The following is a 12,494-nucleotide window of genomic DNA, read 5'->3' as shown; positions in this document are numbered from 1 at the left end:
CTCCTCTGCTGAAGGCTGCCCCGGCAGGCCGCCTGACGAGGAGTCTAGCCGGAAGAAGTGGGTGGCTGGCTGTTTAGCTCCTGTCTTGAGGGGAACGGAAGGGGGTATGGCAGGCAACGAATTTCCGCACGCTTCCATGCTCAAGGCTGTGCTGTTCGACCGGGACGGCACCCTGGTGGTGGATGTGCCCTACAACGGGGATCCGCGCATGGTCCGGCCCTTTCCGGGCGCGCGCAGGGCCCTGGACGGGTTGCGCAGCCTTGGCCTGGCGACGGGGGTCCTCAGCAACCAGTCGGGGATCGCCCGCGGAATCCTGACCGCGGAGGCGGTTGCCGGCGTCAACGCACGGGTGGAGGAACTGCTGGGGCCCTTTGACGTATGGGAGGTCTGCCCACACTCCGCTGATGACCTCTGCGGCTGCCGCAAGCCGGCCCCGGGCATGATCCACAGCGCGTGTGCCCGCCTGGGCATCGATCCGTCAGAGGCGGCGTTCATCGGGGACATCGGCAGTGACATCGAGGCAGCCCGGGCGGCCGGAGCCAGGGGAGTACTGGTGCCGACGCCCCTGACCAGGACTGAGGAGGTTGCTGCGGCGGGTGAGGTCGCGGCTGACCTCGAGCAGGCCGTCGCGATGCTGCTGCGGGGGCCGGCATGAGCAGGGTGCTGGTGGCACGGCTGGACAGCGTGGGTGACGTGCTGTTGGCTGGCCCCGCCGCCAGGGCGGTGGCCCACGGCAGGCGGGCCGACGGCGGCAGTCCCAACGACGTCGTCGTGCTCTGCGGACCGCAGGGGGAGCCCGCGGCGCGGCTGTTGCCCGAGGTGTCGGACGTTTTCGCCTGGGACAGCCCATGGATCACCAACCCCGCCCCTCCCGTGACCGGGCAGCGCGTGGACAGCCTCGTGGGTTTCGTCCGCAACTCCCGGATCACCGAGGCGGTCATCCTCACGTCGTACCACCAGTCCCCGCTTCCCCTCGCGCTGCTCTTGCGGCTGGCGGGCGTGGAACGCATCACCGGCGCGTCGACTGATTATGCCGGCTCGCTCCTGGACGTCAGGTTGCGGCCGGGCGAGGATTTCCCCGAGGACCAGCCGGAGGCAGTCCGGGCGCTGGGGATCGCCCGTGCGGCCGGTTTTCGGCTCAGGGAAGGCGACGACGGAAAGCTGATGGTCAAGGACCCGCCGGATGTCCGGAACCTGGTAGGGGAGGAGCCGTACGTGGTGGTGCATCCCGGCGCGTCCGTCCCGGCCCGGGCATGGCCTCCGCTGCACCATGCCGCCGCCGTGGAACTGCTCGAAGGCGCGGGCCATCGCGTCGTGGTGACAGGCGGACCCGGGGAAACGGAACTCACGGCAACCGTGGCCGGGCCGTCAGGTATTGACCTTGGCGGGCTGACGGACCTGCAGAGCCTCGCCGGGGTGCTGGCACGCGCGGAGGCGGTGGTCACCGGCAACACGGGGCCGGCCCACCTGGCGGCCGCCGTCGGGACACCGGTGGTCAGCCTGTTTTCACCGGTGGTGCCGGCGGTCCGGTGGGCACCGTACGGCGTTCCGCTGGAACTGCTGGGCGACCAGAACGCGCCGTGCCGGCTCAGCCGCGCCCGGATTTGCCCGGTTCCGGGGCATCCCTGCCTGGGCTCGGTATCGCCGGAGCAGGTGGTGGACGCCGTTGAGCGGCTGATAAGCGGGGTTTCCTCCCTCAACACGCGGAGAAAGGTGCGTAGGCGATGAGAATTCTCCTCTGGCATGTGCACGGGTCGTGGACGGACGCGTTCGTCCGCGGCCGGCACGAGTACCTCCTGCCGGTGCTGCCCGACGGCGGTCCGTGGGGCTTGGGCCGCGCCGGCCGGAACTGGCCGGCGTCGGTCCGCGAGGTGCCCCCCGGGACGCTCGACGCGGCCGGCGTTGACGCCGTCGTCCTGCAGCGTCCCGAAGAAGCCGCCGAAGTGGCCCGCCTGCTGGGGCGGCGTCCCGGCGTCGACCTGCCCGCCGTGTACGTGGAACACAACACCCCCAAGGGCGATGTCCCCTTCACCCGGCATCCGCTCGCGGACCAGCAGGAGATTCCGGTGGTGCATGTAACCCATTTCAACGAACTCTTCTGGGACTGCGGCAGGGCGACGACCACCGTCATCGAACATGGGATCGCCGACCCCGGCTACCTCTACACAGGGGAGATGCCGGAGCTGGGTGTGGTGGTGAACGAGCCCGTCCGCCGGGGGCGCGTGACGGGAACGGACCTGCTGTCCCGCTTCGCAGAGGCCGCCCCCCTTCAGGTTTTCGGCATGGGCGGCGACGGTCTGCACGCCGGCACCGGGATCCCGCCGTCCAGGCTGACAATCCGCGGAGACCTCAAGACAGCGGACCTCCACCGCGAACTGGCCCGCTGCCGTGTGTACCTCCACCCGCTGCGGTGGACATCGCTGGGGCTCGCGCTGCTGGAAGCCATGCACCTGGGCATGCCCGTCCTCGCGCTGGCCACCACCGAAGCGGCGCGGGCAGTGCCTGCCGAAGCAGGTGCGATCTCAACCAACGTCCGGGAGCTGCTCCGGTGTGCCGAACGGCTCCTGAGCGACCCCGAAGAGGCCAGGCGCCGGGGCAAGGCAGCCAGGGAAGCGGCCCTCGAGCGCTACGGCCTCGACCGCTTCCTCGCTGACTGGGACACGGTTCTGGCCGACCTCCATCCCCGGCGAGGCCGTCCGCAGGGGAGCACCGCCTTGCAGGGGAACGGCGCCCCGCCGGGGAATGAAACCCCGGACAGGAAAGGCACTTTTACGGGATCCGGAACCGGGCCCCTCATCCCGGCGCGAGAAGGGAACATCCATTGAAGATCTCAATGATTTCGGAACACGCCAGCCCTTTGGCAGCTCTTGGCGGTGTGGACGCCGGCGGCCAAAACGTGCACGTCGCCGCGCTGTCCACAGCCTTGGCCCGGCGCGGCCACCGGGTGACGGTGTACACGAGGCGCGATTCGCCCGACGTGCCCGCAAAGGTGCGGGTGCAGCCGAGGCTTGAGGTGGTGCATGTCGACGCCGGTCCGGCCACCCATGTGCCCAAGGATGAGCTGCTGCCCTTCATGGAGGCGCTCGCAGACGGTGTGGTCCAGGACTGGGGACGCACTCCACCGGACATCGTCCACGGCCACTTTTGGATGTCCGGCATCGCCGCGCTGAATGCAGCACGCAGCGAACCCGAAGGATTCAGGGTTCCCGTGGTGCAGACGTTCCACGCCCTCGGGACGGTCAAACGCCGGCACCAGGGCGCCGACGATACCAGCCCGCCCGAACGCCGGTTCCTCGAACCGTCAGTGGGACGCTCCGCGGACCGCATTATTGCCACCTGCTCCGACGAGGTTTTCGAACTGAAGGCCATGGGGATTGACACAGCCAAGGTATCCATCGCGCCGTGCGGTGTGGACCTGGACCTGTTCACCAGCGAGGGCCCGGCCGACGCCCGGTCCGGCCCGCACCGCATCCTTTCCGTCGGCAGGCTGGTCCCTCGGAAAGGGGTGGATCTGGTGATCCGTTCCCTCCCGTACTTGAAAGCGGCGGGCTTCGCCGACGTCGAGCTCCTCATTGTGGGCGGCGGAGCACGAGGCCAGGATCCCGAGGCGCAACGGCTGCTCGGCCTTGCGCACGATCTGGGAGTGGCGGACCAGGTGGAGCTCCGCGGCCAGGTGCCCCGGGAAGCGATGCCGGCCATTTTCCGGAGCGCCGACGTCGTGGCCTGCACGCCCTGGTACGAGCCGTTTGGCATCGTTCCGCTGGAGGCCATGGCCTGCGGCATCCCGGTGGTCGCGGCGGCGGTGGGCGGACTCACGGACAGCGTGGTGGACCACGGAACAGGCCTGCATGTGCCGCCCAAGGATCCTGCCGCCATTGCCGAGGCCGTGGCAATGCTGCTGGCCAGCCCCGCACTCCGCGCGAAGCTTGGACGGGCCGGTGAACGGCGCGCGAAGGCCCGCTTCTCCTGGAACCGGGTCGCGGCGGAAACGGAAAAGGCGTACCAGCTGGCCGTTGCGGGAACCGCCGAAGCCACGAGCCTGGAACCGATGGAAGGAGCGGCGCTGTGACTACCGAATGGTCATTGCAGGAAGCTGAGCTTCCGCCCCTGCACCCGCTGGATGCCGGCCCGGCGGCGCTCGGGCGCCTGGCGGGCCGTCACGGTCCGGACATCCCCGTCACCGCGGCGTCCCGCGAGGCAGTGCGCATCCACCTGGAAAATGTCCTCCCCGCCCTGCGGTCGCTGGAGAGCCAGGCAGACCGGCTGGCGGCCTGGGGCGCGGAGCTGGCCCGGCGGCTGCTCGGCGGCCAGCGGCTGCTGGCAGCCGGGAACGGCGGCTCGGCAGCCGAGGCCCAGCACCTGACCGCCGAACTGGTGGGCAGGTTCGACGGCGAGCGGGTGCCTTTCTCCGCGATCTCGCTGCACGCAGAGAGTTCGGCGGTGACGGCCATCGCCAACGACTATGGCTACGCGGAGCTGTTCGCCCGCCAGGTACGCGCGCACGGGCGCTCCGGCGACATCCTCCTGCTGCTTTCCACCAGCGGAAAGAGCCCCAATCTGCTACGCGCCGCCGAGGCCGCCGCCCGGCTCAACGTGACCACCTGGGCACTCACCGGACCCGGTCCGAATCCGCTGGCCTCCTGTTGCGACGACGCCGTGGCCATCGACGCCATAGCAGCCAACGCGCAGGAGGGGCACCTCATTGCGCTGCACGCCATCTGCCGGTCCTTCGAGGCCGAGATCGCCCGCAAGGACAGGACCGCGCAAGGGCAGGAGGCTGATCGCGGATGAGGATCACGGTGGTGGGTGACGTGCTGTTGGATGTGGATCTTGACGGCGACGCCACACGGCTGTGCCCAGACGCCCCGGTCCCGGTGGTGGACATCGCTGAAGTGCGACGGCGGGCGGGCGGCGCCGGATTGGTGGCACGGATGCTTGCCCGGGACGGGCACCGGGTCACCCTGGTGACCGTGGTTTCGGACGACGACGCGTCCCTGGAACTGGAGGAGGCGCTCACCGGCGTGCGGGTTGTGGCCGGACCCTCTGGGGCGCGCACCCCGGTGAAGACGCGTGTCCGGGCCGGACGCCACCCCGTGGTCCGTTTTGACGAGGACTGCGGCCGGCCGGAAGTTCCCGAAGCGACGGCCGGCATGCTGAAAGCCATTGAGCAGTCAGAGGCTATTGTCGTTGCCGACTATGGCCGCGGCCTGGCAGCCAATCCGGACATTAGGTCCCTCCTCGCAGCCTTGGCAGACGACGTTCCGATCGTCTGGGACCCGCACCCCGCTGGCGCCGTTCCGGTGCCCGGCATTGCAGTGGCCACACCAAACCTCGCCGAAGCCACCAAGGCCGCGGGCATGGCGGCGGAGACCCCGGCGGAAATCGCGGCGGCGGGCACCATGCTGCTCGACCGGTGGCAGGCCAAGGCCGTGCTGGTGACCCTGGGGGAGCGGGGCGGGCTGCTGCTGGGACGGGACCGCCTGCCACGGACCATCCCGGCACCCCCGACGGCCGTCAGCGATCCGTGCGGTGCCGGGGACAGGCTCGCTGCCGGCCTGGCGGTGCACCTGGCCCAAGGCCGCGGCCTTCAAGACGCAGTGGAACTCGCCATCCACGAGGCGGCGGACTTCCTCGGCGCCGGCGGAGTGGCCTCCTTGCCGGACCGCCCCCGCCTTTTAGGGGGCAACCCTGTAAGGGACAACCCCGTAGGGGGCAACCCCGGAGGGGACGACACCGTCTGGCGCCACAGCGTCTGGGACGGCGGCCTGGGCCAAGACAGGGACGCGGCTGCCCTGGCCCGGAGGGTCCGGGCGAACGGCGGAACCGTGGTGGCCACCGGCGGATGCTTCGATCTGCTCCATGCCGGCCACGCGCGGACGCTGTCGGCGGCCCGGAAGCTCGGTGACTGCCTGATCGTGTGCCTGAACTCGGACGAGTCCGTGCACCGGATCAAGGGCGAAGAGCGCCCCATCGTCAGCCAGCAGGACCGGGCCGAGCTTCTCCTGGCCCTCGAGTGCGTGGACGCAGTGATGGTCTTCGACGAGGACACCCCGGAGGCCTGCCTGCATGAGCTGCGCCCGGACATCTGGGTCAAGGGCGGCGACTACCGGGCATCCAAGCTGCCCGAAGCGAGCCTTATCGAAAGCTGGGGCGGGCGGTGCGTGACGGTGCCTTTCCACCCGGCCCGGTCCACCTCAATCCTGGCGGACGCCCTCGCGAAGGTCAGCTGAAGCGCCCTTCGAAGACGGGCCGTGCCGCCCGGCTCACGTGCCACCAGACAAACCTGAACAGACCCGAACGAAAGGAACACCATGAATGAAACGACTTTCCGGCCCGGCCGGGTGCTGGTTACGGGCGGAGCCTCCGGCCTCGGGGCCGCCGTCGTCGACGCCGTCCTGAAGGCGGGCGGGACTCCTGTGGTGCTGGACCGGGACATCCGCACTGTCGCCGCCGCGAAGGCCTTCGAGGTGGACGTCTCGGACCGCGCGGCCGTGACTGAGGCAGTAGTGCAGGCCGCCGACACGCTGGGCGGCCTGGACGCAGTGGTCACGGCGGCCGGAATTGACCGCTGCGGAAAGCTCGAAGACGTCGGAGCAGACGAATGGGAACGCGTCATCGGCGTCAACCTGATGGGAACCGTATCCGTGGTCCGTGCGGCGCTGCCATACCTGAAGGCATCCCGCGGGCGGGTGGTGACCGTCGCCTCGACGCTGGGCAAGCGGGCGCTTCCGGAGGCCACGGCCTACTGCGCGTCGAAGTTCGGCGTCGTGGGGTTCAGCCACTCGCTGGCGGCCGAAACGGGCGGTGAGATCGGCGTGACCACCATGATCCCGGGCGGCATGAAAACGCGGTTCTTCGACGACCGGGCCGAGCAGTACAAGCCGCAGGACGATTCCCGCCTCAACGACCCCGCCAACGTTGCCCAGGCAATCCTGTTCGTGCTGTCACAGCCGGCCGGCTGCGAGATCCGCGAGATGCTCATCTGCCACGAGGAGGAAGGTTCATGGCCGTGAGCTGGAGAACGTCCTCGTAGACAGATTCGGGGGTGACCGCCTCCACCGTCGACTCATCGTGCCGGCAGCGCGGCGCCGTCCAGCCCACCTGGGTGATGTCGATGCCGCAGACGGGGCAGCGGGTGGCCCAGCCGAGGTGGATCCGGTGCAGGCTGCGCCCCAGCGGAGCTGCGTTGATCGCGTTGCCGGCCCAGAAAACGCCCACCGTGGGCGTGCCGAGCGCCTGCGCCAGGTGACGCGGACCGCTGTCGTTCGCCACCACCACGCTGCATTCGGCGAGCAGGACCGCGAGCTCCCCGAGTCCAAGTTCGCCCGCGAGTGACCCCACCTGTGGCGCTCCGTGAGGTGGGGTGTGCATGGCCACGCGGCCGACGGCGTGCTCCACCACCGCTTCCGCCAGTTCCTTTTCGGTGCGGTCACCGACCACCAGGACCCGGAAGCCGTCGTCGGACGCTTTCCGGGCGACCGCCCCAAAGCGCTCCGCCGGCCACCGGCGGCGTGGGTCCGTGGCGCCCGGATGGATCACGACGGTGCCGCCTGCCACGGTGCCCACAGCCCTGGCTGAGGGAAATGCTGAGGGAAGCGCGCCGGGAAACAGCGCGTCCACCGTCGCGGTGAGCTGCTGCCGGAACTCCGGCAGGGCACGGATCCTGGCCTCCAGCCCCACCGGCGGTGCGCCGGCGAGGCCCGCCACCTCAAGTGCCCGGAGCGGCTCGTGCTGGTAGTACAGGTAGGGGAGGGTCCGCTCCAGCCGGGCCGCATCCGGGGTGCCGGTGCCCACAGTGTGGCGGGCCGCCAGCCGGAGGAGGAACGGGTTGGAAAAGCGCCCGCCGCCGTGCACCTGGACGGCAAGGTCGAACTTCCTGGACTGCATGCGGTCGAAGAATTCCGTCAGCTCCCCTTCACCCTCCACTCCCGGCCGCACACCTTCCGAGAACGGCAGGACTACCGTTTCGTCCACCGGCGAGTCGATCCGGGACAGCAGCTCCGCGTGGATGGGCGTGCCGAGGAGGGTGACGGAGGCCTCCGGATAGGCGGCCTTCAGCGCCGCAACGGCCGGCAGGGCATACATCAGGTCGCCCAGGCCGCCGCCGCGCAGCACCGCGATCCGCGAGACCCCGGCGAATTTCTCCAGGACCGGGCCCACTCCGTGCCCGGTGATGCGTGCTCCGCCGAAATCTGCGGTGAGTTGCTCCATGGCGTCAGCCCTTCGGGTTCGGACGGGTCGGGACGGGGCGGTGCGCTTTCCGTGGAGCCCACCATACGGCCCCGCACTCGCGGGCCGCCAGCACCGAAAACTCGTGATGGTGCGGGCGTGTAAAGAACCGGCGGAGGGGTACGGATGAGGTCAGGAGACGGCACGAACCGGAGCGTCATGGACCGGAGCCACATGGACCAGCAGCCTGCACAGCGAGGAGCCCCATGCACACGACTACCCAGGCTTTCCAGACAACTGCACCAGCTCAGCTCACCATCAGGGACCCCCGCACCGGCGACGTTGTGGGAACGTTTGCTTCTGCCCGGCGCGAGGACGTGGCACGTGCCGTGGCGGCCGCCCGCGTCGCCCAGCCGGCCTGGTCTGCCACGCCGCCGGCGGAACGGGGCAGGCTCCTGCGTGCCGCCGCTGCCGCCCTGGACGAAAAGGCCGCGGAGCTGGCGGAGATCAACGCGCGGGAAACCGGCCGTCCTGTGGAGGAGGCCCGGGCCGGCGTGGCTGCGGGAGTTGCCACGCTGGAGCAATATGCCGAGCTCGGGCCGGTGCACCGCGGCCACAGCCTTCGGGGCAACACGTTGGCGGCCGACTACACGGCAGCGGAGCCCCGCGGCGTGGCCGTCCTGCTGACGCCGTGGAACGATCCCGTCGCCGTAGCCTGCGGACTGATCGGCGCCGCGCTGGTCACCGGGAACACCGTCGTCCACAAGCCCAGCGAGCGCTGCCCCGGCGTCGGCGAACGGCTTGGCCAAGTGCTGGCGCCTGCCTTTCCGCCGGATGTCCTGCAGACCCTGACCGGAGGCGCCGACGTCGGTTCACTCCTCACGCAGCAGCCGTCCATAGACGTCTTTGCGCACGTTGGGTCCAGCGACAGCGGCGCCCGCATTGCCCAGGCCGCGGTGCTCACCGGCGCCCACGTAATCCGGGAAAACGGCGGCAACGATCCGCTCGTGGTTGATGAGGATGTGGACCCTGAATGGGCCGCGGAACAGGCAGCCGTCGGCGCGTTCAGCAACAGCGGCCAGATCTGCACCTCGGTGGAGCGCATCTATGTCCACCGGGCCGTTGCGGAGCAGTTTTGCGATGCGCTCGCGGCGCAGGCCCGAACCCGTAACCGGGTCGGGATCGCGCCGCTCGTGGACACGCGGCTGCGGGAGACGGTCCACCGGCATGTCTCTGAGTCTTTGCGGCTCGGCGCGCGGGCGCTCGAGGGCGGGACGGTTCCCGACGGTCCTGGTGCCTTTTATCCCGCCACAGTCCTGCTCGACTGCACGGACTCCATGGAGGTCATGGCCGAGGAGACCTTCGGCCCGGTTGCCCCGGTGCGCGTCGTGGACAGCTTTGGGGAAGGCCTCCAGCTGGCCGCCGCGGGCCGGTACGGGCTGGCCGCGACGGTCCTGACCGGGAGCATCGCCCACGCCCAGCAGGCAATCGCGGCCCTTCCGGTAGGCACCGTCAAGGTCAACGACGTGTTCGGCGGGGCCCCGGGCGGTTCCGCCCAGCCGCGCGGCGCAAGCGGTCAGGGCTTCGGCTACGGGCCGGAGCTCCTGGATGAATTCACCAGGGTCAAGGTGGTGCACATGGCGGCGGCCCCCGGTAGCGGGAGCGGCTCCTCCTCGGAAGGCCTGGCAGAATGACGGCCGGCGGTGCCGGCGAAGCGGGAGCTGGCGGCCAGAACTTGCCTGACGGGCACGGGCCGGAGCTCTCGGAGCAGCGCGGCCTGGCGGCGTGGCTTCCGCGGCGGCTTGCCGAGGAACGCCCGGCAGTCCTCGTGGTGGGCGACCTGATTCTCGACGGATGGTGGAGTGGCCCCAGCGACAGGATGTGCCGTGAAGCTCCAGCCCCGGTCGTGGACATCAACCGCCGCGAATTCTCCCCGGGCGGCGCCGCGAACACCGCCATGAACCTGGCTTCCTTAGGTGCCCGGGTGAGCGTGGCCGGACTCATCGGAACGGACGACGCCGGCACGGAGCTCAAGCGCCAGCTGCTGGCCGCCGGCGTCGACACCACCTTCCTGATGGAAGACCCGGACTTTGTGACCACGACGAAAATCCGCATCAGCAGCGGCGGGCAGGTCCTGCTCCGCTTCGACGATGCCGCCGCTGAAGTCCCGGAAGACGCGCTGGCGGCGCTCGCCGCTGTGCTGCCGGCCGCCGTCGAACGCCAGGACGCCGTGGTGATCTGCGATTACGGGACGGGCGTGCTGGCTGGGCCCGTCCGCCACCGGCTCACCGGTGCCCTGGCCCGGCGCGGACCGAACCAGCTGGTGGTGGTGGATGCCCATGACCCCCGCCCGTGGGCGCGTTTGGAACCGGACCTCGCTACGCCCAACGCGCAGGAGGCCGCGAGGCTGCTGGATTGCTGCCTGTCGGGCGGTCCGGAGCGCGCCGCCGTGGTGACTCGGCACGGGCAGCAGCTGCTGAAGGCCACGGGTGCCCGGGCGGTGGTGGTCACCCTGGACCGCGACGGCACTGTCCTGGTGATGGCCGACGGCACCTCCCACCGGACCTGGGCGCGGCCGGCCACGGAGAAGCAGGCCTCCGGCGCGGGCGACACGTTCGTGGCCGCGCTGACCCTGGCCCGCGCCGCTTCCCTCCCCCTGACCGCCAGCCTCGACCTGGCGCAGGCGGCAGCGGACGTCGTGGTGCACCACCCGGGAACATCCGTGTGCGGCACAGATGAGCTGGGGCGCTACCTGGAAAGCTTCGCGGACACGGCTCTGACGGCGGACGAGCTGGAACGGCACATCCGTGCCCACCGCAGCGACGGCCAGCGGGTTGTCCTGACCAACGGTTGCTTCGACGTGCTGCACAGCGGCCACACCCGCTACCTGAACCAGGCCAAGCAGCTGGGCGACATCCTGGTGGTGGCACTCAACAGTGACGAGTCCGTGCGCAGGCTCAAGGGACCGGAGCGCCCCATCAACAGCGTGGCGGACCGTGCCGCCGTGATCGCCGCCCTGAGCTGCGTGGACTACGTGACCGTCTTCGACACCCCCACGCCCATACCCCTGATCGAGCAGCTGCGTCCCGAAATCTACGCCAAGGGCGGCGACTACACGCCGGAGATGCTGGCCGAAACGGAGGCAGTGGAGGCCTACGGCGGGCGGGTCTGCATCCTGGACTATGTGGCGGAGCGCTCCACCACCGCGATGGTGCAGCGTATCCGCAACGGGGAAGGCGCAGTGGTTTCTGAGACGGCGGTTTCTGAACCGTAGCTTCCGCCGACCGGGCTTGTCGAGATCGAGGGCTGGTCCAAGCCCAGATTTCGGCAGGCCCAAGCCCCACCGTCAACTAGGGTTGAGGCATGACCGAAGCGGCGGAAAACTGATGGCACGGCGCGGCAAGGCCAGCGGCCGGACAGCCGACGCCGGCGCCCGTGGAGTCGTGGAGCTGCCCAAGGGTGCCCGCCCGGACGGGCCCGTCGAGGGCGTCTACTACATCGACACCGGAGACTGCGAACTGATCGCGGACCAGGACAACTCCAGCGGCTGGCTGCTGCGCATCAACGGTGTGATGAGCTCGCACATCGACCTCGCCGATCCGCTGTTCCTTGACTTCGAGTACATGCGCTGGATGGCCGCCCTCATCGAGTCCCGCTGGCCTCCGGAAGCCCGGCCCAGGCTGCGCGGCCTCCACCTGGGCGGCGGCGCCTGTTCGCTGGCCCGTTACTTCCACGCCGCCTATCCCGAGGCGCGGCAGGTGGTGGTTGAACTGGACGGGAAACTCGCCGAATACGTCCGCGGCTGGTTTGACCTCCCCAAAGCGCCGCTGTTGCGCCTTCGTGTCGGGGAGGCCCGGGCCGTGACCGAAACACTGACGCCAGAGACCCGCGACTTCATCGTCAGGGACGTCTTCGCCGGTGCCCTCACACCGCGGCCGCTGACCACGGCCGAGTTCACCGAACACGCGAAGCGGGTGCTGGCACCGGGCGGCGTCTATGTCGTGAATTCGGGGGACGGGCCGGACCTCAAGAGCGCCCGCGAGGATGCCGCCACCATCGCCGCCGCCTTTGAGCACACGGTGATCATCGCTGATCCGGCCATGCTCAAGGGACGCCGCTACGGCAACATGGTGATGGCGGGCAGTGACCGGCCGTTCGACGACGATCCCCACCTGGCCCGCCGGCTCCTCGGGGGCGCCGTCCCCGCCCATATCTGGGACGACGCGAGAGTCCGCGCCTTCGCAGCCGGGGCGGCGGTCCGCCACGATCCGCTGCCTCCCCCGCCCTTACCTCCATCGACTGCTCCGTAACTGCCCTTCCCACGC

11 protein-coding genes are annotated in these 12,494 nt (G+C 70.1%); 10 read left to right on the top strand and 1 reads right to left on the bottom strand.

What is annotated here, in order from left to right; all coding sequences use genetic code 11:
- Positions 1 to 106: 106 nt before the first annotated feature.
- The 7 genes from AC3A3W_RS14140 to AC3A3W_RS14110 all read left to right on the top strand — a co-directional run bounded on the left by AC3A3W_RS14140 (position 107) and on the right by AC3A3W_RS14110 (position 7,013).
- Positions 107 to 655 carry a D-glycero-alpha-D-manno-heptose-1,7-bisphosphate 7-phosphatase gene (locus AC3A3W_RS14140; RefSeq protein ID WP_487443665.1) on the top strand — a complete coding sequence of 183 codons (549 nt, stop codon included), beginning with the start codon at positions 107 to 109 and terminating at the stop codon, positions 653 to 655.
- Positions 652 to 1,728 (top strand): glycosyltransferase family 9 protein, encoded by a 1,077-nt coding sequence (locus tag AC3A3W_RS14135; RefSeq protein WP_487443664.1) that lies wholly within the window; start codon positions 652 to 654, stop codon positions 1,726 to 1,728. Before AC3A3W_RS14140 ends, AC3A3W_RS14135 begins: the two co-directional genes overlap by 4 nt.
- The gene (locus tag AC3A3W_RS14130; protein ID WP_487443663.1) at positions 1,725 to 2,825 is read left to right on the top strand and encodes a glycosyltransferase family 4 protein; all 1,101 of its coding nucleotides are present in this window, start codon (positions 1,725 to 1,727) and stop codon (positions 2,823 to 2,825) included. The genes AC3A3W_RS14135 and AC3A3W_RS14130 overlap by 4 nt, the downstream gene beginning before the upstream one ends.
- A complete protein-coding gene (locus AC3A3W_RS14125; protein WP_487443662.1) occupies positions 2,822 to 4,069 on the top strand; it encodes a glycosyltransferase in 1,248 nt (415 codons plus the stop codon). The genes AC3A3W_RS14130 and AC3A3W_RS14125 overlap by 4 nt, the downstream gene beginning before the upstream one ends.
- Positions 4,066 to 4,791, top strand: coding sequence for a D-sedoheptulose-7-phosphate isomerase (locus AC3A3W_RS14120; protein ID WP_487443661.1), 726 nt, complete (start codon positions 4,066 to 4,068; stop codon positions 4,789 to 4,791). The genes AC3A3W_RS14125 and AC3A3W_RS14120 overlap by 4 nt, the downstream gene beginning before the upstream one ends.
- The gene (gene rfaE2, locus AC3A3W_RS14115) at positions 4,788 to 6,230 is read left to right on the top strand and encodes a D-glycero-beta-D-manno-heptose 1-phosphate adenylyltransferase (RefSeq protein WP_487443660.1); all 1,443 of its coding nucleotides are present in this window, start codon (positions 4,788 to 4,790) and stop codon (positions 6,228 to 6,230) included. Before AC3A3W_RS14120 ends, rfaE2 (AC3A3W_RS14115) begins: the two co-directional genes overlap by 4 nt.
- Before the next feature lie 81 nt (positions 6,231 to 6,311).
- A complete protein-coding gene (locus AC3A3W_RS14110; protein ID WP_487443659.1) occupies positions 6,312 to 7,013 on the top strand; it encodes an SDR family oxidoreductase in 702 nt (233 codons plus the stop codon).
- On the opposite strand, the gene AC3A3W_RS14105 is transcribed toward AC3A3W_RS14110, so the two are convergent.
- A complete protein-coding gene (locus tag AC3A3W_RS14105; protein ID WP_487443658.1) occupies positions 6,979 to 8,211 on the bottom strand; it encodes a glycosyltransferase family 9 protein in 1,233 nt (410 codons plus the stop codon). The genes AC3A3W_RS14110 and AC3A3W_RS14105 overlap by 35 nt on opposite strands.
- Before the next feature lie 224 nt (positions 8,212 to 8,435).
- Here AC3A3W_RS14105 and AC3A3W_RS14100 point away from each other — a divergent pair, with 224 nt between their 5' ends.
- From AC3A3W_RS14100 to AC3A3W_RS14090, 3 genes are all read left to right on the top strand, one after another.
- The gene (locus tag AC3A3W_RS14100; RefSeq protein ID WP_487443657.1) at positions 8,436 to 9,863 is read left to right on the top strand and encodes an aldehyde dehydrogenase family protein; all 1,428 of its coding nucleotides are present in this window, start codon (positions 8,436 to 8,438) and stop codon (positions 9,861 to 9,863) included.
- The gene (gene rfaE2, locus AC3A3W_RS14095; RefSeq protein WP_487443656.1) at positions 9,860 to 11,443 is read left to right on the top strand and encodes a D-glycero-beta-D-manno-heptose 1-phosphate adenylyltransferase; all 1,584 of its coding nucleotides are present in this window, start codon (positions 9,860 to 9,862) and stop codon (positions 11,441 to 11,443) included. The genes AC3A3W_RS14100 and rfaE2 (AC3A3W_RS14095) overlap by 4 nt, the downstream gene beginning before the upstream one ends.
- 112 nt (positions 11,444 to 11,555) lie before the next feature.
- Positions 11,556 to 12,479, top strand: a complete 924-nt coding sequence (locus AC3A3W_RS14090) for a spermidine synthase (protein WP_487443655.1) — start codon at positions 11,556 to 11,558, stop codon at positions 12,477 to 12,479.
- Positions 12,480 to 12,494 lie beyond the last annotated feature (15 nt).

This window comes from Arthrobacter sp. Soil_N43 (genome assembly GCF_057655195.1).
The sequence above is the reverse complement of the archived record's forward strand: the minus strand, read 5'-3'. Positions and strand labels throughout refer to the sequence as shown.